Source organism: Populibacterium corticicola (assembly GCF_042683685.1).
In the GTDB taxonomy this organism is placed as follows: Bacteria; Actinomycetota; Actinomycetes; order Actinomycetales; family Cellulomonadaceae; genus Timonella; species Timonella corticicola.
Genome location: NZ_JBHUOP010000001.1, coordinates 793,446 through 813,764, shown reverse-complemented (window position 1 = coordinate 813,764; position 20,319 = coordinate 793,446). Strand labels below are relative to the sequence as shown.

Genomic DNA, 20,319 nt, shown 5'->3' with positions numbered 1-20,319 from the left:
CCACGAATCCCGTGGTTCTTAGGGTCGTCTGATTTAGGCGAGCCATACTTTAGAAATGGCTGAATTAAGCCATTTAGGTGTCGCTTACCTTCCTTGCCTAGGTCGCATACTAGGCGCATGGTGTTTATATGACACGGATGCAGGAACTCTCGCGGAACTACCCATGGCTCGTTACCACCATCGGTATCGGACTCCTCGGTGCGCTCTTGGCCATGAGCGGTCAGCAGATATCTACGCGCTGGATCTTCGTGTTGTACGCACTTGTCGTGGTCGCCGTCCAAGCCGTAGGCATGATCAAAGACATGATCGCCGGAAAATTTGGCCTCGACATACTTGCTGTCGTCGCTATCATCGCCACGTTGCTGGTGGGTGAGTACGTGGCCTTGATGATCATCATCCTGATGATTACCGGGGGAGAGGCTCTCGAAGACTACGCTTCTAGGCGGGCGAAGAAGGATCTGTCCGACTTGCTCGACCACGCGCCGCGTGAGGCCCGAGTGGTCACCAGCGACGGTATCCGTATAGTTCCATCCGAGCACGTCAAACCTGGTGATGTTGTACTGATCCGTCCCAAGGAAGTCGCGCCGGTCGATGGTGTGCTCTCTTCTGCGCACGCTGCCTTCGACCAGTCCACGCTCACAGGTGAATCGATCCCCGTGGAGAAGTCGACCGGCGATCCTGTCTACTCCGGTACCGTCAACGGGCAGCAAGCAGTTGAAGTCACCGCCACTCACACCGTGGCAACCAGCCAGTACCAGCAGATCGTGGACTTGATCAAGGGTGCCGAAGAAGACCAGGCACCAACAGTTCGACTGGCCGACAGGTTTGCCGTGCCGTTCACGATCCTCTCACTCGCGATTGCGGGAACAGCCTGGGCCATCAGTGGAGACCCCACCAGGTTTGCCCAGGTACTCGTGCTTGCAACCCCATGCCCGCTTCTCATCGCAGCACCCGTTGCGTTCATCAGCGGTATGAGCCGCGCGGCACGAAACAAGGTGATCGTTAAGAACGGCGGCGTGCTTGAAGAACTCTCCCGCGCACAATCGGTCTACTTCGACAAGACTGGAACCCTGACGCAAGGACACCCCACAATCGTGGACGTGCGTCCAGCCGATGAGTTTTTGAGCGCACGTGAACTCCTGCTTCTCGCCGCCTCCGCCGAACAATACTCCTCGCATGTCCTCGCAAATGCCGTGTTGGAAGCCGCGAAACGTAGGAGGCTTCCATTGCTCACGGGCGATCACGCCCGTGAAGAGGCGACCAACGGCGTGACGGCAGTTCTGCAGGGACGAGAGGTGATCGTCGGCAAGTACGAATATGTGCGTGAGCATGCATCAGATGCTCGTGCTGCACACACCCAGCCCGGTGAGGTTGCCATCTACGTTGCTGTTGACGGGCGATTTGGCGGTGTCATCGTGGCACGTGACAAGCTCAGGGCTTCAGCTCGGGCCACGGTTGAACACCTACGCGAACTGGGTGTTGCACACACCGCACTCGTCACCGGTGACGCGCACGCCACCGCCGACTACATCGCCGCGCAGGCCGGAATCGAGACCGTCTACGCTCAGTGCCTACCCGCCGACAAGGTTGCGATTGTCACGGAGGCAACGCCACGGCCAATTGTGATGATTGGCGATGGTATCAATGACACCCCAGCCCTCGCCAAGGCCGATGTGGGTATCGCGATGGGTGCCCGTGGCGCCACCGCAGCGTCCCAAACCGCTGACGCCGTTGTCCTCGCAGACGATATCGCGCCGGTCGCGGCCGCTGTGCACATCGCACAGGACACGATGCGGATTGCGCGGCAGAGTATCTGGGTTGGCATCGTGCTTTCGGTCGTGCTCATGCTCATTGCGGCATTTGGCGTCATCCCTGCGACCGCAGGCGCACTCACACAAGAAATCGTGGATCTCGTTGCGATCCTCGCTGCACTGCGCGCACTCGGTTCGCGGAAACAGGATGGCAGGTTCGGCGGGCCGGGTTCCGTTCGCAGTGGAGGATTCCTGCTTTCCGACGAGCCCTCCACCGCCCACCCCGGCCTACGTCCTGGCGTGTCCGCTTGGCGGTTGACCGGTCTGCCGTAGCGCTGGACCCGGTGTTATCCGGCTTAGACAGGCTGGGTGTTACCAGCGTCGGATCGGTGGCTGCTTGGTGGTGAAGGCTGAATGGCGCTCATCAACCAGGTTGGTGCTTGGTTGAGTCCGCACACGCTGCTCAAGGGCGCGGTACCTCCGGTTGTTCTCACGCCAGAAAACAACCGTGCCTATCCACGGGACCACAATCATGACCCCGAAACAGGTTAAGGCCAACGCTAAGTTGAGCATGTGCGAGGAGATGAACCAGGCGAACGGAACCCACGCGAACCAGCCCACATAGAACACGACTCGTGCGCGATTTAGCGAAGTCTTGTAGCGCCTGGCCTGGGCTGCATTTTCAAAGCGCTCAAGTTTTTCTAGGTCTTGCTGTAGCACGCGGTCGATACTGTGACGCCGTTGAGCCAGCAGTTCCGCATACTCGCGTTGCGCAGCGTTGAACTGGGGATTGATTTTGGTTGATGGAGGCGGGAATTGCGAGGGAACCTTGGGTGAGCCGGGTGGTGTTTGGTGTACCGGTATGGCTGGCATCACTGGTTCATCCGCTGGCACCGGTGGTGTATCAACCGGTACAGCGGGCGTGGGAGGAGCGAAGCGAGCTTGCGGGTCAATGCCTCCGAGCGTTTCGCCGGGGAAGATCTGCGGCTGTGGTTCGTCGGTGCGTCGAGCATTTTGAGGTGCAAAACGCTCATATTGCGGATCGGTCATGCGCTATAGCACCTCCACGCTCTCAACGCTTTAGTTAGCGCTGCGGGTAAACACACTTACAAAAGTTTATCGGCAGGTTTCGGTTAGGCGTATAGGTTTTTTCTTGTGTGTGAGTGGTACAGACCCTCACACACAAGAAAAAACCTATACGCCTCATTGAGTCCTGCGCTCTAGTCATACTTCAGCACGTCAAGGAACTTGTCGCCCACCTTTGGCAGGAACCGAATAGTTGTGGGACGTCAGTCGATGCCTGACCTCGATCATGAACCGTTCAGGATTATTCAAATGCCTGCTCGTCACGCGCACCACCACGAAACCCGCAGCACGTAGCGCGTCTTCACGTTGCTTCTCCTTGAAGAGCGCGCGTGGATCGTCACTGTATTTAGACTCACCGTCATACTCGAACAGTAACGGCGTATCCTTAACCCACATGTCGGCATAGAAAGTGCCTAGTTCAGTGTCAACACGATACTGAGTCTCAACGTTTTCCACCCTCGCTTTATACAGCCAGTAGCGGCATTCACTCTCCTTGGCGGAATCTGAATTGTTCACACTCAGGCCGATCAGGCGCTGTACTTTGGCACGGCCGCGAACCAGGGTTTCATCACAGACTGTGCGGAGACTCATGGCACTTGCGCCGATGCGTTGTGCATGGTCAAGGTAGGCGAGCCCGACGGATGGGTGCGATGCTGCCGCTAAATGTACGACTGTCTGCTCGAGATTTGTCAATGTAATGCCATCGGGCGTTGTCACCAAATATGGTTTGTTGATGCTGGTGTGGATGGCAGTTCCGGTTCGTGGTAGGCCTTTGCAGTCCGTGCGCAAAATGTGGACCCTTGTGTCAGTTCCGTACCAGGGCAGGTCCCAAGCAATTCCGGCACTCCAATGGCTGAGCGCCTCATCTTCGCGAAGCCCGACGATCCCTGCCGCAAGTTGCAGCTTGGCGCGTTCGTTTACCTGCATATATGTGGGTAAGTGTGCTGACGGAAGTTGCGTGTCCTCTACATAACAGCCGGGTAAAAGCTTCACGAACGCGCCAGACGCTGCGCCAGCGTGCAAGCGGTTTTTACTGATGGATTGGGAGGTCAAGACCCGAGGCAATTGGTTCAGATAGCGGGCCGTATATTGCTCGCGAGACAGTACATTCATGCCCCCAGTGTTACCTGTCGCCTCTGTACCTCATCGAGCGAGTTGTAGATTCTGCGGATAACTGCGGCTAAAACCTACCCAGTAAGTCCGTGGAAACAGGGGAAGCGTGGCTAGGTGTGGTTAGGGTTATAGGTTTTTTCTTGTGGATGAGTCCCCTGAGCACTCACACACAAGAAAATCCTATACACCTAATTTCTGGGGCGTGGATGCGAGGCAGTGCGGGTAGAGAGGAACAGGGGGAATGTGATCAGGGACGGATTCGAACAGGAGTGCGAATCGTCGGCTCCAACGCGCTAGGCTTGTGAGCATGGATTTGTTCGAATCGATTGGCCAAACCTCGGCTGGCGTCCCCAAAGTCACGGAACACGCACCACTCGCCGTGCGCATGAGGCCACGCACCGTCGAGGAGGTCACCGGTCAAGGTCACCTGCTCAAACCCGGTTCCCCACTACGCAGACTCCTCGAACCAACCACAAGCACCCACAGAGCGGCACCAGGCTCCATCATCTTATGGGGGCCACCCGGCACGGGAAAGACAACCCTCGCATACCTGATCGCATCCAACTCCGGCCGACGATTCGTTGAACTGTCCGCCGTAACAGCCGGTGTCAAAGACGTACGCCAAGTGATCGAAGACTCCCGCCGTAGACTCACCGCCAGCGGTGAAGAAACGGTCCTGTTCATTGATGAGGTCCATCGTTTCTCCAAATCCCAGCAGGACGCCCTGCTCCCATCCGTGGAAAACCGGTGGGTGACCCTCGTGGCAGCAACGACCGAGAACCCCAGTTTCTCTGTCATCTCACCGCTGCTCTCGCGTTCCCTGCTGCTCACGCTTCAACCGCTTGAAGATGAGGACATCGACCAACTCATCACACGGGCATTAGCCGATGAACGCGGGTTGGGTGGAGAAGTGGACCTCGACGATGATGCGCGCGAACATCTCCTACGGCTAGCCGGGGGAGACGCTCGAAAGTCGCTCACGATCCTCGAAGCAGCCGCGGGTGCCGCTCTCGAGAAGCACTACGATGTGACCTCGAACGAAGCACTAAGTCCAATCGGTGAAGTGGTAGGCGAGCAGAAAACACCTGACCCTCAGCCCATGCCAGCCGACACCGAAAGTGGGGAAGAGGGAGAGAAGGAGGGGCTCGTCGGCAATCAGGAAACAGAAAATGAGGCGGCTGAAACCGACCCAGCAGACACAGAGCCAGTTCAAGGCGCGAGGCACCCGAAAATCGACCTCACCACGATGGAACAGGCCATCGACATCGCCGCGGTGCGCTACGACAAGGACGGCGACCAGCACTACGACGTGATCTCGGCGTTCATCAAATCCATGCGTGGCTCCGATGTGAACGCGGCGCTGCACTATCTCGCGCGCATGATCGTCGCGGGGGAAGACCCACGGTTCATTGCGCGGCGCGTTGTGATCTCTGCATCGGAAGATGTGGGAATGGCGGACCCGAGTGCTCTGCAAACCGCGACCGCTGCCGCTCAGGTAGTGCAACTCATCGGAATGCCGGAAGCGCAGCATGCACTTGCCCAAGCCGTCGTCCATATTGCGACAGCCCCCAAATCCAACCGGGCATACAGCGCACTCAACGCGGCAATACAGGATGTACGCACGGGCCGGATTGGAACGGTGCCCATGCACCTGCGCGACGGCCACTATGCCGGAGCCAAGAATCTTGGTCACGCCATCGACTACAAATACGCGCACGACTATCCGCATGCAATCGCGCCGCAGCAGTACCTGCCGGACGTCCTCGACGGAGCAGAATATTACGAGCCATCGGACCGTGGGTTCGAGCGTAGTGTCACGCAACGGCTCGAAGGGATCGACCCGATCCTGCATGCCTACCGCAATGAGGCGGGCCGTAACCAGAAGAAGTAGCGTCGCTATGCTTCCGCTGTAAAAGCCTCGGCGGAAGGGTGCAGATGCCGGGATGTCAGCGCGCCGTGAGTGTGCAGCGCCGCGAACTCAAGAGCCTCACGGATGTTCGCGCCAGCCAGAATCCGGGTGAGCGCTCCGGACATGAATGCGTCTCCAGCACCGTTGGTGTCAATCACCGACACGGGTGCGGCGGGAACCTCAACCACGCCCTCGCGGGTTGCAGCCACTGCACCGTCTGAGCCGAGTGTGCAGACAACCAGTTCCTTGCCTCGCCCGATCATGGAGTGCATGAATGGGATCGGGTCCGGCAGGCCATCGGCGTTCATGAAGATCACCGGCGCGGCGTCTATGAAGGGCTGATGGAACTGCGATGTTCCATCGTAGTCGTGAATATCCGTCCAGATGGGCTTACCTGTACTGATGGCGAGTGGAAGCAGCCGAGCAGACTCGGACGACAGATCCATGACCAACACATCGGACTCCTCCATCGCCCGCATGATTTCCAAATCGCGCGAGCCATCTCCCGCAGAGGGTGCGTTCATGTAAATAGACAGGCGCTCACCATGCCGGGTCATGAGGTTGGCGTGACGCTCGGTAGATGACCCTTGCGGATTGATGACCGTGATGCTTTCGGCCTCAAGCACGCGGGATATGCGCAGGCCGGCCGAATCGCTGCCAAACTGCGTGCTAAGCGTGACCGCACAGCCAAGATCGCGCAGGTTCAAGCTCTTCCCGAGGGACGTGCCACCGAACGTCTCATAGGCGTTGTCGGCAAACACGGTGTGTGGCGTCGGTTCCGGCAACTCAGCCAGATAGATCAGTGTGTTCCACGAACTTGGTCCCGCCACGAATACGTTGAGACTAGACATAAGGTGTGCCTTTCGGTGCGTGCATACTGGGCCTGTGCGAGCACGCTTGTGCGCGGACTGCGTGAGTACCGGTGAAGAAGTTTGGGATAAGTCTGACACGGGCATCAGGCAATCGCGGTGAACATCACACATGCTGGTCCCTGTTTTTTAGGCGACCCTCGGGACACGGTCGCCCGCAGACTGATATTGTTGTGAGGTTGCCTTCCGGCAGCCACCTGGGACCTCGGCCCGCGAAACCGCGCTGGTTACGGCACGGCACTTCTTCGGCTGGTCCCACATCCGCACACACAAGTGAGCGGATGTGACGTCAACACACAACGACAGGAACGGAAAACTCATGTCTTCTGTAACCCGTTCGCGCCGCCAGGTTCGCCTGAGCCGCGCATTGGGCATTGCACTCACCCCAAAGGCTGTAAAGCACTTCGAGAAGCGTCCATACGCTCCAGGTGAGCACGGCCGTAGCCGCCGCCGCACCGAGTCTGACTACGCGGTTCGTCTGCGCGAGAAGCAGCGTCTTCGCGCACAGTACGCACTTCGTGAGAAGCAGCTGCGTGCAACCTACGACCAGGCTCGCAAGCTCGACGGTCTGACCGGTGAGACCATGGTTGAGTTGCTCGAGACTCGTCTCGACGCACTCGTCCTGCGTGCTGGCTTTGCTCGCACCATCCTTCAGGCTCGCCAGGCTGTGGTTCACCGCCACATCCTCGTTGACGGCAAGCTCGTTGACCGCCCATCGTTCAAGGTAAAGCCAGGCCAGACCATCCAGGTCAAGCCAAAGATGCAGGCAGCAACCCCTTACCAGGTTGCAGCAGCAGGTGCTCACCGCGACGTTCTTCCAGCTGTTCCTGGTTACCTCGACGTTCAGCTCGAGAAGCTCTCGGCCGTTCTGGTTCGTAAGCCAGTTCGTGCCGAGGTCCCAGTTCAGTGCGAAGTCAACCTGGTCGTTGAGTACTACGCTCGCTGATCATTAGGTCTTCGGTCGGCCGGTTCCGCTCCTCTTGCGGGTGCGGTCGGGCCATCTGATCGGTGGAAGAGGCGTCCCGCTTTGGCGGGGCGCCTCTTTTGTTGTGTCCAGTCGGTACTCAAGCTGTTACTTTCTCACCTTCTACTGTCAGCACGTCCGTACCCAGTCAACACCTGCTGGGGCTGGTGGGCTGTTTTTATTCCGGGTGCGTAGTTTTTGTGTGTGCATGTGGACTAATTTCAGCCCATCGGTTTGAAAGGGGATTGGCGACGAGTTGGCTGGTTCCAGCGGCCACTCACGTTAGGTTCGGAGTACGTCCCTGAGTCCTGTGAGTGTTGTGGCGTGTCTGCTCTATTAGGCGGGTTGGGAAGTGCACATTTGTGCGTGGAGTGTGGTGTCTTGTGCATGACGGGTGCAGCGGCGGGTAAGGTTGATCACGGACCATGTGTGGTCCACATCGCCCAACCTAACCCAATGTTTGAGGGAGTAACTGTGATCGGTGATATCGCAGGCTTGATCGCTGCAATCGCGTTCGTCGCACTGGTGGGGCTGCTTGCTGTCCCGCTGATCAAGTTGGGGAAGGTGTTTGATGCAGCAACGCAGACCCTTGAGGAGATCACCGAGCACACCGTCCCAATCTTGGATGAAACCTCGACGACCCTCACCTCGGCGAATGTGCAGTTGACCAAGGTTGACACTGTCACGACCTCGGCAGCGGAGATCACGCAGAACATCTCGGCACTCATTGGTATCTACTCGGCGACGTTTGGCGGCCCGCTCGTCAAGGTCGCAGCCTTTAGTTACGGGGTGCGCAAAGCATTCGGTAACGCATTCTCCAAGGTTAAGGGCGGTAAGTGATGCGTCGACTGTTTTGGATCGGAACCGGTGTCGCGCTGACCGTGTTCGTCATGGTCAAGGGGCGCAAGATCGTGCTGCAATATACGCCAGAGGCAGTTGCGGAGCGGGCAACGGCGCAGGCAGCAGACTTCTCACAGCGTGCGACTGAGGCGGCTACAGGATTCCTGGCTGACTTCAAATCCGCTTTTGCCGAGCGCGAGCAGGATTTGATGAGTGCACTTTCATCTGAGACGCAGGGGAGCGTTGAAGACTTGAGGGAGCGCCGTGCGGCTGCTGCTCGCACGAAGGGCGCACCGGCTGGTCCGCCGCCAACGGCTGCTGACTTCCCGGACATAGACCCGGAAGAGCAGGAACTCGGCTACTCTTTCTGAGCAACCGTTACGGCTGACTGGACGTGATCAAGGTGACGTGACCAGTCAGCCGTTTTATTTGCGCCCACGCCGTAGAATTGTCTGGTGCTCAATGTACTTTTGGATACCTTGTCAGCACTCCTTAAACACCAGTGAACACTTGCAGAGGAACACATGCGTACCGCTGAAATTCGCCAACGTTGGCTCAATTACTTTGAAGAGCGTGGACACGCTGTTGTTCCTTCGGCGTCCCTGATCTCGCCGGACCCTTCACTGTTGTTCACTGTCGCGGGCATGGTTCCATTCATTCCGTACATGCTCGGTGAGCAGACTCCGCCATGGCCACGTGCTACCTCGGTTCAGAAGTGTATTCGCACCGGTGACATTGAAGAGGTTGGCAAGACCACCCGTCACGGTACGTTCTTCCAGATGAACGGTAATTTCTCGTTTGGTGACTACTTCAAGGAACAGGCAATCACATACGCCTGGGACTTCATCACCGGTTCTGAGGAAGACGGAAAACTTGGCTTCGACCCGGAAAAGGTGTGGGTCACGGTCTATGAAGACGACGATGAGGCTCAGCAGTTGTGGGAGAGCATCGCGGGTCTACCCACTGAGCGCATCCAGCGTCGTGACAAGAAGGACAACTACTGGCACACCGGCCAGCCAGGTCCCGGCGGTCCGTGCTCCGAGATCTACATTGATCGTGGCCCAGAATATGGCAAGGAGGGTGGACCTGTCGCAGACGAGGACCGCTACCTCGAGATCTGGAACCTCGTGTTCATGCAGTATCAGCTCACGAACGTGACTGCCAAGGACAAGTTCGATATTGTCGGCCCGCTCAAGCAGCACAACATCGACACTGGTCTTGGCCTGGAGCGTGTTGCATTGCTCAAGCAGGGCGTGGAAAACATGTACGAGATCGATCAGGTGTATCCGGTCATCGAGACTGCTGAGAAGTTGTCCGGTAAGACGTATGGCTCCAATGGCGACGATGACGTGCGTTTCCGTGTCGTGGCTGACCACGTGCGTTCCTCGCTCATGCTGATCGGTGACGGAGTGCGCCCATCGAACGAGGGACGCGGCTACGTGTTGCGCCGTCTGATGCGTCGCGTGATTCGTGCGATGCGGCTGCTTGGTGTGACTGAGCCTGTGTTCCCGGCCCTGATCGAAACCTCCAAGAACGTCATGTCTGAGTCCTACTCTTACCTGGAGGAGAACTGGGCAAACATTCTCCAGGTTGCGAAGGCTGAGGAAGAGACCTTCCGTCGCACCCTCAACGCTGGTCTTGCGATCTTGGATTCTGCTGTCACCGAAGCTAAGTCCTCGACGGCTCCGAAACTGACTGGCGAGCAGGCATTCCAGCTCCACGACACCTATGGGTTCCCGATCGACCTGACCCTTGAGGTTGCAGCTGAGCAGGGCGTGGCTGTTGACGAGAAGGCGTTCCGTTCCCTCATGCAGGAGCAGCGGGATCGCGCACGGGCTGATGCTCTGGCCAAGAAGCAGGGCCACGGCGATATTTCGGTGTACCAGGATGTTGTGTCCGCGCTCAGTGCTCCGGTTGAGTTCCTGGGTTACACGGACGCGAAGGCTCCAGCCAAGGTTGAGGCAATGCTCGTTGATGGGCGTTCCGCAACCCAGGTGACGGCTCCAGCCGATGTGGAACTGATCTTGGACCGCACGCCGTTCTATGCGGAGAAGGGTGGCCAGCTCGCTGACCACGGAACCGTGTTCTCCGATGGTGGTGCAACGTTTGAGGTTGACGACGTGCAATCGCCGGTCAAGGGTTTGTCGGTGCATCGTGGCCGTCTCATCGAGGGCACTTTGAGTGTTGGCGAGTCGGTGGTTGCGGAGATCGATGCTGTTCGTCGTCGTCAGATTTCGCAGGCTCACTCGGCAACCCACATGATTCACAAGGCCCTTCAGGAGACTTTGGGCGACGATTCGACTCAGGCTGGTTCGGAGAACTCGCCAAACCGTATCCGGTTCGACTTCCGTCAGAACCAGGCTGTTCCGACCTCGGCACTGTCCGAGATTGAGGGCCGCGTGAACGACCAGTTGCGTGAGAACTTCGAAGTCACGGACGTCACTACGTCTCTCGATGAGGCTCGCGCCATGGGTGCGATGGCTCTGTTCGGTGAGAAGTATGGCGAGCGGGTTCGCGTGGTTTCGATCGGTGATGACTGGTCGCGCGAGTTGTGCGCGGGTACGCACGTGAAGCAGACCGGTGACATCGGTATTGTGACGATTCTTGGTGAATCGTCGATCGGTTCCGGCGTCCGCCGCGTTGACGCTCTTGTGGGTGCTGGCGCATACGGCTACAACGCGAAGGAACGCGCGCTGGTCTCGCAGCTTTCAGGTTTGTTGAACGTGCGTTCGGAGGAACTGCCGGATCGTGTTGGTTCGCTTGTGGCCAAGCTCAAGGAGTCGGAGAAGGAGTTGGCTAGTCTGCGTCAGGCGCAGATTATGGCGTCTGCTGGCAAGCTTGCCGACGATGCCCTCCGTGTCGGTTCGGCTCGCGTGATTGCGCATGATTTGGGTGAGGTTGCTGACCCTAACGCGCTTCGTACGCTTGCAACGGATCTGCGTAACCGTTTGGGTGAGGGCGACGCTTCGGTGGTTGCTGTTGCTGGAACGCTCAAGGAACGTCCGCAGGTTGTCATTGTGACCAACCAGGCTGCGCGTGACCTTGGCGTGAAGGCTGGCGCCTTGGCCAAGACCGCCTCGGGTATTCTCGGCGGTGGCGGCGGCGGTAAGGATGACATGGCCCAGGGTGGCGGTCAGAATGCTGCAGCATTGCCGCAGGCACTTGAAGGAATCGTGAGTGCTGTTCGTGAGGTTGCCGGAGCGTGACCTTCGAGCAGAGTGCTGCAGGCGAGCCCCGACGCATTGAGCGCGGGGCTCGCCTCGCTATTGATGTGGGTCTGGCGCGGGTAGGGGTTGCGGCAAGCGACCCGGATGGGATTCTGGCGTCGCCTGTGGCCACATTGAACCGGGACAAGTCGGTTGGATACGCAATTGGCGGCAGAATTCCGTCGGTGTTACCCAAGGACATCCGGGAACTCGTCAGTATTGTTGAGGACCGATTCATCAAGATCGTCTACATCGGTCTGCCACAGCAACTGTCGGGGGCGAAGGGGCAGTCAGTCGATATGGCGTTGACCTACGCTCACCTGTTGCAGCAGGCCGCACCTGAGGTAGAGATCTGGATGATTGACGAGCGGATGACCACGGTGACCGCTCACCAGACGTTGCATGCCGCAGGCAAAAAGGCGAAGAGCCATCGCGCAGTCGTGGACCAGGTTGCGGCGGTGGTGATGCTGGAAACTGCGCTCGAGACGGAGAAACGCCAAGGCGTTCGTGCGGGCAAGCCGCTTGCGGACCTGATCGCCCTCTGAGTCGATAGGAGTCGATGTGTGGGTTTCCTCGCCGATGTGTGCCTGTCTGCTGCCCCACAATGACGAGGAAACCCACACATCGATCAGTGCGGCTTGTGGCATCCCTAGCACCTTAGTGAGCATGGGGAGTCAGTACGATATGGGAACGCCCTAGTGCCTCTACGAACAAGGATTTTTCGGGGAGATCGCGACACCAGGCTTGATCACGATTTTGTTTCGGTTTTAGAGCGGGTAGAATTTTGCGCTTAGGTGGAACAACCACGAGTTTTCACTCTCTCGGGGTTCCCGTCATCCCTGAGAGACGACTACACATGCGACAACGCGGTCAAAATAACCAGTGAGTCGCACATCGAAAAGAACCGAAGGATTTTCCAGTGAGCGATCTGTTCGATATGCAGAGGCCACACGAGCGCGACGAACACCGTCTGTCTCGTATGGACCGCCGAGAACTGGCAGCACGCAAGAAGCGGGCTGCCAAACGGCGCCGTGCGTCGATGATTGCAACGTTGATTGCGGTGCTTGTGATCGGGGCCGGCGTCGTGCTGGCGTGGAACACGGGTTCGAAGTTCCTTGCCAATCTTTCCCCGTTCAGTTCGGGCACGCAGGAGACTGAGGGCGGTATCGACTTCACCGGTACCGGTACGGAAGCTGTTGAGGTGACCGTGAATCAGGGCGATGGGGGCGGCGTCATTGCCCAGACTCTGGTGGCGCAGGGCGTTATCAAGACGACTCAGGCGTTCACGAATGCGGCGATCGCCAATCCTGACTCGTCACGTATCCAGCCGGGCACTTACCGCCTGTACAAGGAGATCCCAGCGTCCGAGGCGATTGAGATGCTGTTGGACCTGGACAACATCGTGGGTAACCGCATTCAGGTTATTCCCGGGCAGAGCGTTTCTCGGATCCGTCAGGACATCAAGAAGGTCACTGGCTTCACGGATGAGCAGCTTGACGAGGCGATGTCGGATACGGAGGCGCGTGGCCTGCCGGACGTTGCGGAGGGCGAGTATGAGGGGTGGCTCGCTGACGGCGACTATCGTTTTGGCCCGGAGGTAACCGCGGAGGAGATCATCACCGAGATGGTCAGCCGTACGGTCGCTCGCCTGAACAAGCTGGAGATTCCTGAGGACAAGTGGCAGGAGATGCTGAATGTGGCGTCAATCGTGCAGAGCGAGGGTAAGGAAGACCACTTCGCCGACGTGGCCTCGGTTATCTACAACCGTCTGGATCAGGGCTGGCGCCTTGAGATGGACTCAACGGTTCACTACCACTTCGGCACGCGAACGGATGCGACCACGACAGCCCAGGAACGCGATGACGACAACCCGTGGAACACCTACAAACACCACGGGTTGCCGAAGACCCCTATTGCGAGTCCAAGCGAGGCGGCTCTGGCCGCGGCGTTCAAGCCGAACCAGACCAACTACATGTTCTTTGTGACCACTAACCCGTTGACCGGGGAGACGAAGTTCTCCGAGACGTACGACCAACATCAGGAGTACGTCAAGGAATTCCAGGAGTGGGTCAGGGAGCAGCGTGCAAACGAAGAGGCTGAGACCTCCGATGGCTGATCGTGTGATGCGGGCTGCGGTGTTGGGGCAGCCGATTGCACATTCGCTTTCTCCGATTCTGCACAATGCCGCGTACGAGGCACTTGGGCTGGCTGACTGGGAGTACGGTCGTTTTGAGGTCGGTGAAGACGACCTTGCGGGCTTTTTGAACGGGCTTGGCGACGAGTGGGCGGGGTTGAGCCTGACCATGCCCCTCAAGCAGGTGGTGCTGGGGCTGCTCGACCACGTTGAGCCATTGGCTGGTGTGACCGGGTCGGTGAACACTGTCGTGTTCACCGGTAAGGGTCCGGCGCGCATGGCTGTCGGCACGAACACTGACGTGTATGGAATCGTTACTGCGTTGCGTGAGACAACACCGGGTGCCAACGAACTCGTATCAGGAGAAACAGACCGTCTCGCCGATGTGAAGACTGCCGCGATCGCTGAGGTGGGTTCTGGGGCGGGCGCAACCGGCTCGTCGGCAACGGCGCGCCTGACTGGCGTGAAGACTGCCGCGATCATTGGGGCGGGCGCAACCGGCTCGTCGGCAATGGCAGCGTTAGCGGAACTCGGTTGCCCGACCCCCGTCGTGTTTGTGCGTAACCTCGGGCGTACGGCGACGCTGCGCCAGGCGGCGCAGCGGATGGGGGTGAACCCAACATTCGAACTGATCACCAAGGCGATACAGCAGTTGCCGCATTTTGACGCGGTTATATCAACGCTCCCATCGCACGCAGCGGATGGTCTTGCGCAGGAACTACGCGATCAGGGTGTTAGACCGCGTGGTGTACTGCTTGATGTGGCCTACGATCCTGCGCCGACTGCTCTGATTAATGCTTGGCGTGACCTGTCAGGCAGGAACGAGCAAGCGGTGACGGGGGAGCGGATGCTGCTGCATCAGGCTGCCGAGCAGGTACGACTCATGACTGGCCGACCAGGGCCGGTCGAAGCGATGAGTGCTGCATTGGACACTGCACTCGGTCTGTGAACCGATGCGATAACTGTGTGTAAAGGGAGGTCCCGCCGGGCCTCCCTTTTGCATATCGAGTCCGGTGATGTCGCCGGATGAGAAATGTAGCGACGGTTACAAAACTGCCCGCCTGTACGTCTGCCAATCCATCCTGAACAGGTGGAATACCACCGAAAAGATGTGCAGACTCGGTGAATGAACTGAAACTCTCGGTTACATGACTCATCTTCGCGAACGAATCTGCCGATACACCATCAGATAATCCTCACGGGTATTTTGGAGCAACGGTGAAGCAACTCGGTGAAATCCTGCTGGACGATGGACTGGTCACACAAGACCAGTTGCTGGCTGCACTGGATGAGCAGGTCATTCGTGGTGTGAGTTTAGGACGCGTGCTTGTGGAAGCGGGCGTTTTGTCGGAGTCGCAATTGGTGTCCGCGCTTGCTCAGCAGGTTGGCCTACCTTTTGTCGACCTTGACGAGTACAACGTGGACCGCAAGGCGGTTGTGCTGATCCCAGGTAGCCTGTGCCGCCGGTATACGGTCCTGCCCATCGGGTTTGAGGGCGGTTCGCTATTGCTGGCGATGGCCGACCCTGGAAACGTGCTCGCACTTGATGACGTACGTCAGATCTCCCGCATGCAGGTCATTCCGGTTGTTGCGACCCATGAGGACCTGTCGCGCGCACTTGACCGGTTCATCCGTGCCGACGGTGAGATGACTGAGCTGTCGAATGCTCTGGTTGAGCAGCAGGAGGAAGATGATCTTGATCTGTCTGCGATGGGTGATTCCATCGATGACGATGCGCCTATTGTCCGGTACGTGAACTTGATCGTGACACAGGCGATTACGGACCGTGCCTCAGATATCCACATTGAGCCAACCGAACATGATCTACGCGTGCGCTACCGTATTGACGGTGTGCTCCATGAGATGCAGCGTTCTCCGCGTTCAACTCAGGCTGCTGTGACCTCGCGCGTGAAGATCCTCTCTGACATCGATATTGCGGAGAAGCGTAAACCGCAGGATGGCCGCATGTCGGTCAATCACAATGGGCGCAAGATCGACCTGCGTGTGGCAACTCTGCCCACGGTGTGGGGCGAGAAGATCGTTATGCGTATTCTCGACAACTCCACGGCATCACTCGACCTGCGCGACTTGTCGTTTGGTGAGTCGAATTACGAGATCTACAAGGAGTCTTACCAGAAGCCATACGGCATGATCCTTGTAACCGGCCCTACCGGCTCAGGTAAATCGACCACCCTGTATGCGACGCTGAATGCAGTATCTAAACCTGAGATTAACGTGATTACCGTTGAAGACCCGGTTGAGTACCGTCTGCCAGGTATCAACCAGGTGCAGGTCAATCCAAAGGCGGGCCTGACGTTCGCGAGCGCACTACGCTCAATCCTGCGTTCTGACCCGGATGTTGTTCTGCTCGGTGAGATCCGTGACCATGAAACCGCACAGATCGCCATTGAGGCGGCACTGACCGGTCACTTGGTGCTCTCGACCCTGCACACCAACGATGCGCCCTCCGCCGTGACGCGTCTGACCGAGATGGGTATTGAGCCGTTCTTAGTGGGCTCGGCTTTGGATTGTGTGGTTGCCCAGCGTCTGGCTCGTAAGCTGTGTGACAAGTGCAAGGAACCGTACCTGCCAACTCCTGAGGAACTGGCTGCCGCGAAGTTCCCGTGGGATGGTTCGGAGGACCTTCCGGTTCTGTACCGTCCCGCTGGCTGCACGGCGTGTTCCAAGACCGGTTACCGTGGGCGTCTCGCGCTGCATGAGGTCATGCAGGTGACTGAGGAGATTGAGCGTCTGGCTGTGGCTCATGCATCGGCTGCTGAAATCAGCAAGGTCGCGATCGCTAATGGAATGAAGACTCTACGCGATGACGGCTGGATGAAGGTGGGGGAGGGTCGGACCTCGATCGAAGAGATTCTGCGTGTGGTCGCCTAGTTGGGCCTGGCATTGCGGTTAAGTTCTGTGTGTGGCGTGCCGATATCCCGTTTGCGTGTTCGTGCGTGTTTTTAGCTTTGTAGAGAAGGGTGTCTGGCGTGACTGAGCAGTTCCTGCCACAGGGAAATTTTCCGAATCCCCAGAACAATCAGCGTGATGGATCTGGTGCGGGTGTTGGCGGCGCTGTCGGTGGCCATGGAGGTCAGGCGGCGCAGCCTGGTGCTTTCCAGGGTGCCCCGAGCGGTTCGCCGTTTGGGCATGCGGCTGGGTCTTTTGTGCCGGGTGGGCAACCTGCAATTGGACAGCCGAGCGGTGCACCGCAGGGCGCGCGTCAAGCTGTTGCTCCCGGACAACCGGGTGCCGGTCAACCTGGTGTAGCTGGTCAGTCTGCGGGCATGCAGTCTGTTGGTGCGCCTATCGCTCCGGCCGCTGCACGCGGTGGCGAGTCTGATTACTCGTGGGCGCAGCCTTCTGCCGCGCACACGTTCCGCCAGGAAATTGCGGCTAATGCGGTTGCCGAGGCGCCTACGTTGGGCTCACCTGAGAGTGCTCGTGCTGTGCCGCCTGTTACCCGGACCAGTGCGCGTCAGCCTGTGGCTGTCGCTCCAGTGGTTGGCGGTGCTGGTGCACCGTCTGGTTCATTGCCGACGAACCCTCAACAATCCGCTTCTTCTTACGCGGGTGGTCATCCGGGTCTTCTTGGGGGGCTTTCTGCCGCGGGGCCGCAGGATGATGCTCGACGGAGTGGGCAGGTTCCGGCGGGTGTGGCTCAGCCGGATGCCGTGTCTACTGCGTTGCCGCAACGCGGGCCTGCTGCGGCTGGGCAGGCACCAGCGGCGGATCTTGCCAGTTTGCATCAGAGTGCACCCGTTAACGGTGTGGGTTTGGCTCCTGTTTCCGCGACCGCTGTGCTACCCGCACCAACTGGCTCTCAGCGGTTCATAGCTGGGGGAGTACAAGCTCCTGGTGGCTTTGGGACCATCCAGCCTCAGTCCACAGCACCCGCAACTGGGCAGGCAGAAGCCCCGACTCGTCGTGGACGTGGAATAGTTGAGTCTGATCGCAACGCGGGGGGCCGCGTTGGTATGAGCAACTCGCTGCGTGCGGGGGACTTGGTTATCGATGAGATTCTGCGTGAGGTTGTTGAGCATGGCGCTTCTGACCTTCACTTGACCAACCGTTCGGCTCCTATGCTCCGTAAATCTGGCGCGTTGACTCCGTTGGAGGGGTATGACGTCCTTGAGGCGGATTCGTTGCGCAGGTCCGTGTACCAGATGCTGACGCAGAAGCAGCGTGAGGTGTTTGAGGAGAAACTGGAGCTTGACTTTGCTTATCAGGTTCCTGGTGGTTCGCGCTTCCGTGTGAACATGTATCAGCAGCGTGATTCTGTTGGTGCTGCGTTCCGTGTGATTCCCAGTGAGATTAAGCCGCTTGAGGATCTTGGCGTTCCTCCGGTTGTGGCTACGTTCTCCAAGTTGCCGCGCGGTTTGGTGTTGGTGACTGGTCCAACGGGTTCTGGTAAGTCGACCACTCTGGCATCGATTATCGACCTTGCGAACCGTACTCGCCCAGACCACATCATGACGGTTGAGGACCCGATTGAGTTCCTGCACGATCACAAGAAGGCTCTTGTTAATCAGCGTGAGGTTGGTACGGACACCTGGTCGTTCGCTGCGGCACTGAAGCATGTTCTGCGTCAGGACCCAGACATCATCCTCGTTGGAGAGATGCGTGACCTCGAGACCATCTCGGTTGCTCTGACTGCTGCAGAAACCGGTCACCTTGTGTTTGCGACCTTGCACACGCAGGATGCGGCACAAACCATTGACCGCGTGATTGACGTGTTTCCACCAGAACAACAAGAGCAAATTCGTGTTCAGCTCGCCTCCGCGATTCAGGGCGTTGTGTGTCAGACGCTGTGTAAACGCGCTAACGGTCCAGGTCGTGTTGTGGCAACCGAGGTGATGGTTGCGACGCCTGGTATTCGTAACTTGGTCCGTGAGGGTAAGACCCACCAGATCTACTCGGCTATGCAAGCTGGTAAAAACCAGGGTATGCACACCATGGACCAGCATCTAGCTGATCTGGTGAAGACGGGTGCGATCTCGTATGAGACCGGTGTTGATAAGTGTCACCACATCGAGGACTTTAACCGTTTGGCGGGCCGTACTGGAACGACCTTTAACGCGGACGTAATTAACGGAGGCATGTGATCATGAGTTCAAATCAGCCGACCTTAGTTGACGAACTCCACGAGTACGAGTACACGGTCCGTAACGCTCAGGGCAAGATTGTTTCTGCGCGCATTGAGGCACCAAACGAGCAGGCTGTTGCTGGGCGTCTGGCTCAGATGGGCCTTGTTCCGGTTTCTATTCAGAAGATTGAGAAGTCTGGCCTGAATAAGGAAATCGAGATTGGTTTCCTGAAGAAGAAGATTGAGCTGCGTGACCTTGCGGTGATGTCACGTCAGATGGCAACCATGATTTCTGCGGGCCTATCTTTGCTGCGCACGCTCTCAATCCTCGCCGAACAGACTGAGAATGAGGAACTGGGCAAGATCCTTACTCAGACTCGTGCTGAGGTGGAGAAGGGTGGTGCGCTGTCTAGTTCCTTTGCTAAACACCCAACCGTTTTTCCGCCGATCATGATCAACATTATTCGTGCCGGTGAGACTGGCGGGTTCTTGGAGAGTGCGCTACTTGGGTTGGCGGAGAACTTCGAATCCGAAGTGAAGTTGAAGGCGAAGATTAAGTCTGCGATGACGTACCCGATTGTCGTGTTCATTATGGCGATCTTGGCAACGGTGGGTATGTTGCTGTTCATCGTTCCTATTTTTGATGAAATGTTTACCTCGATGGGCGGTAAACTTCCTGGCCCAACGCAACTCTTGGTGTACATGTCACAGATCATGAAGTGGCTGGCACCGGTTCTTGCGGTAGCTTTCGTGTTCTTCTCGGTGTGGTGGGCTAAGAACAAGCACAAGGATGAGGTTCGTTCAAAGGTTGACCCGGTGAAGTTGAAGGCACCGGTGTTTGGGAAGCTGTTCCAAAAGGTTGCTATCGCCCGGTTTACCCGTAACTTCGCCACCATGCTTGGCGCTGGTGTTCCTATTTTGCAGGCGCTAGACATTGTGGGGTCCACTGCCGGTAACTGGCAGATTGAGGATGCCTTGAAGGATGTCCAGCATGGCGTGCGCCAGGGTTTAGCTCTGTCTGTTCCTATGGCCAAACATGATGTGTTCCCGCAAATGGTGACTCAGATGGTTGCCGTGGGTGAGGACTCTGGCGCGATGGAAACGATGCTTTCCAAGATCGCTGACTTTTATGACCAAGAGGTTGAGGCAGCCACGGAGTCGTTGACGGCGCTGTTGGAACCGCTCATGATCGCGTTCCTTGGTGTGGTTGTTGGTGGCATGATCATTGCGCTGTACCTGCCTATCTTCAACATCATGGAACTCGTACAGTAGCCCAAAACTCTTGAAGAGTAACGGAACGGTAACGATTCAACATTCTTCAAAAATGGTTCTAAAGTTTTTCACCCGGGGGACCGATACCC

The 20,319-nt window shown here is 57.9% G+C and carries 15 protein-coding genes; 12 read left to right on the top strand and 3 right to left on the bottom strand.

Annotated features, from left to right (window positions below; translation table 11 throughout):
- Window positions 1–128 precede the first annotated feature (128 nt).
- Entirely contained in the window at window positions 129–2,084 is a 1,956-nt protein-coding gene (locus ACFSYH_RS03705) for a heavy metal translocating P-type ATPase (RefSeq protein ID WP_377465172.1), read from the top strand.
- A 39-nt stretch (window positions 2,085–2,123) separates the two neighbouring features.
- Here the strand turns inward: ACFSYH_RS03705 and ACFSYH_RS03700 are convergent, their stop codons facing one another.
- Window positions 2,124–2,801 carry a hypothetical protein gene (locus ACFSYH_RS03700; RefSeq protein ID WP_377465171.1) on the bottom strand — a complete coding sequence of 226 codons (678 nt, stop codon included), beginning with the start codon at window positions 2,799–2,801 and terminating at the stop codon, window positions 2,124–2,126.
- Between the two features lie 189 nt (window positions 2,802–2,990).
- Window positions 2,991–3,950: a hypothetical protein gene (locus tag ACFSYH_RS03695; RefSeq protein WP_377465170.1), complete on the bottom strand. Its 960-nt coding sequence runs from the start codon at window positions 3,948–3,950 to the stop codon at window positions 2,991–2,993.
- Between the two features lie 307 nt (window positions 3,951–4,257).
- On the opposite strand from ACFSYH_RS03695, the gene ACFSYH_RS03690 reads away from it, so the two are divergent.
- Window positions 4,258–5,841, top strand: a complete 1,584-nt coding sequence (locus ACFSYH_RS03690; protein WP_377465168.1) for a replication-associated recombination protein A — start codon at window positions 4,258–4,260, stop codon at window positions 5,839–5,841.
- 5 nt (window positions 5,842–5,846) lie between these two features.
- Here the strand turns inward: ACFSYH_RS03690 and ACFSYH_RS03685 are convergent, their stop codons facing one another.
- Window positions 5,847–6,710: a carbohydrate kinase family protein gene (locus tag ACFSYH_RS03685; protein ID WP_377465167.1), complete on the bottom strand. Its 864-nt coding sequence runs from the start codon at window positions 6,708–6,710 to the stop codon at window positions 5,847–5,849.
- A 337-nt stretch (window positions 6,711–7,047) separates the two neighbouring features.
- Here ACFSYH_RS03685 and rpsD point away from each other — a divergent pair, with 337 nt between their 5' ends.
- The 10 genes from rpsD to ACFSYH_RS03635 all read left to right on the top strand — a co-directional run bounded on the left by rpsD (window position 7,048) and on the right by ACFSYH_RS03635 (window position 20,230).
- Window positions 7,048–7,674 carry a 30S ribosomal protein S4 gene (gene rpsD / locus ACFSYH_RS03680; protein WP_377465166.1) on the top strand — a complete coding sequence of 209 codons (627 nt, stop codon included), beginning with the start codon at window positions 7,048–7,050 and terminating at the stop codon, window positions 7,672–7,674.
- Window positions 7,675–8,148: 474 nt separating this feature from the next.
- Window positions 8,149–8,532, top strand: a complete 384-nt coding sequence (locus ACFSYH_RS03675; RefSeq protein ID WP_377465165.1) for a DUF948 domain-containing protein — start codon at window positions 8,149–8,151, stop codon at window positions 8,530–8,532.
- Entirely contained in the window at window positions 8,532–8,903 is a 372-nt protein-coding gene (locus ACFSYH_RS03670; protein ID WP_377465164.1) for a hypothetical protein, read from the top strand. Before ACFSYH_RS03675 ends, ACFSYH_RS03670 begins: the two co-directional genes overlap by 1 nt.
- Before the next feature lie 153 nt (window positions 8,904–9,056).
- Window positions 9,057–11,738 carry an alanine--tRNA ligase gene (alaS, locus tag ACFSYH_RS03665; RefSeq protein WP_377465163.1) on the top strand — a complete coding sequence of 894 codons (2,682 nt, stop codon included), beginning with the start codon at window positions 9,057–9,059 and terminating at the stop codon, window positions 11,736–11,738.
- Complete coding sequence (gene ruvX / locus ACFSYH_RS03660; RefSeq protein ID WP_377465162.1) at window positions 11,735–12,283, top strand: Holliday junction resolvase RuvX; 549 nt, start codon at window positions 11,735–11,737, stop codon at window positions 12,281–12,283. The genes alaS and ruvX overlap by 4 nt, the downstream gene beginning before the upstream one ends.
- Before the next feature lie 374 nt (window positions 12,284–12,657).
- Entirely contained in the window at window positions 12,658–13,854 is a 1,197-nt protein-coding gene (gene mltG, locus ACFSYH_RS03655; protein ID WP_377465160.1) for an endolytic transglycosylase MltG, read from the top strand.
- Window positions 13,847–14,821, top strand: a complete 975-nt coding sequence (locus tag ACFSYH_RS03650) for a shikimate dehydrogenase family protein (RefSeq protein WP_377465158.1) — start codon at window positions 13,847–13,849, stop codon at window positions 14,819–14,821. The genes mltG and ACFSYH_RS03650 overlap by 8 nt, the downstream gene beginning before the upstream one ends.
- A gap of 269 nt (window positions 14,822–15,090) precedes the next feature.
- Complete coding sequence (locus tag ACFSYH_RS03645; protein WP_377465157.1) at window positions 15,091–16,764, top strand: GspE/PulE family protein; 1,674 nt, start codon at window positions 15,091–15,093, stop codon at window positions 16,762–16,764.
- Between the two features lie 98 nt (window positions 16,765–16,862).
- Complete coding sequence (locus ACFSYH_RS03640; protein WP_377465156.1) at window positions 16,863–18,977, top strand: type IV pilus twitching motility protein PilT; 2,115 nt, start codon at window positions 16,863–16,865, stop codon at window positions 18,975–18,977.
- Window positions 18,978–18,979: 2 nt separating this feature from the next.
- A complete protein-coding gene (locus ACFSYH_RS03635) occupies window positions 18,980–20,230 on the top strand; it encodes a type II secretion system F family protein (RefSeq protein ID WP_377465155.1) in 1,251 nt (416 codons plus the stop codon).
- The last annotated feature ends 89 nt before the right edge of the window (window positions 20,231–20,319 follow it).

What these genes read in the sequence shown, in the direction of transcription:
- ACFSYH_RS03705 (WP_377465172.1), top strand. Translation starts at nt 129, where the DNA reads ATGACACGGATGCAGGAACTCTCGCGGAACTACCCATGGCTCGTTACC.
- ACFSYH_RS03700 (WP_377465171.1), bottom strand. Translation starts at nt 2,801, where the DNA reads ATGACCGATCCGCAATATGAGCGTTTTGCACCTCAAAATGCTCGACGC.
- ACFSYH_RS03695 (WP_377465170.1), bottom strand. Translation starts at nt 3,950, where the DNA reads ATGAATGTACTGTCTCGCGAGCAATATACGGCCCGCTATCTGAACCAA.
- ACFSYH_RS03690 (WP_377465168.1), top strand. Translation starts at nt 4,258, where the DNA reads ATGGATTTGTTCGAATCGATTGGCCAAACCTCGGCTGGCGTCCCCAAA.
- ACFSYH_RS03685 (WP_377465167.1), bottom strand. Translation starts at nt 6,710, where the DNA reads ATGTCTAGTCTCAACGTATTCGTGGCGGGACCAAGTTCGTGGAACACA.
- rpsD (WP_377465166.1), top strand. Translation starts at nt 7,048, where the DNA reads ATGTCTTCTGTAACCCGTTCGCGCCGCCAGGTTCGCCTGAGCCGCGCA.
- ACFSYH_RS03675 (WP_377465165.1), top strand. Translation starts at nt 8,149, where the DNA reads ATGTTTGAGGGAGTAACTGTGATCGGTGATATCGCAGGCTTGATCGCT.
- ACFSYH_RS03670 (WP_377465164.1), top strand. Translation starts at nt 8,532, where the DNA reads ATGCGTCGACTGTTTTGGATCGGAACCGGTGTCGCGCTGACCGTGTTC.
- alaS (WP_377465163.1), top strand. Translation starts at nt 9,057, where the DNA reads ATGCGTACCGCTGAAATTCGCCAACGTTGGCTCAATTACTTTGAAGAG.
- ACFSYH_RS03650 (WP_377465158.1), top strand. Translation starts at nt 13,847, where the DNA reads ATGGCTGATCGTGTGATGCGGGCTGCGGTGTTGGGGCAGCCGATTGCA.
- ACFSYH_RS03635 (WP_377465155.1), top strand. Translation starts at nt 18,980, where the DNA reads ATGAGTTCAAATCAGCCGACCTTAGTTGACGAACTCCACGAGTACGAG.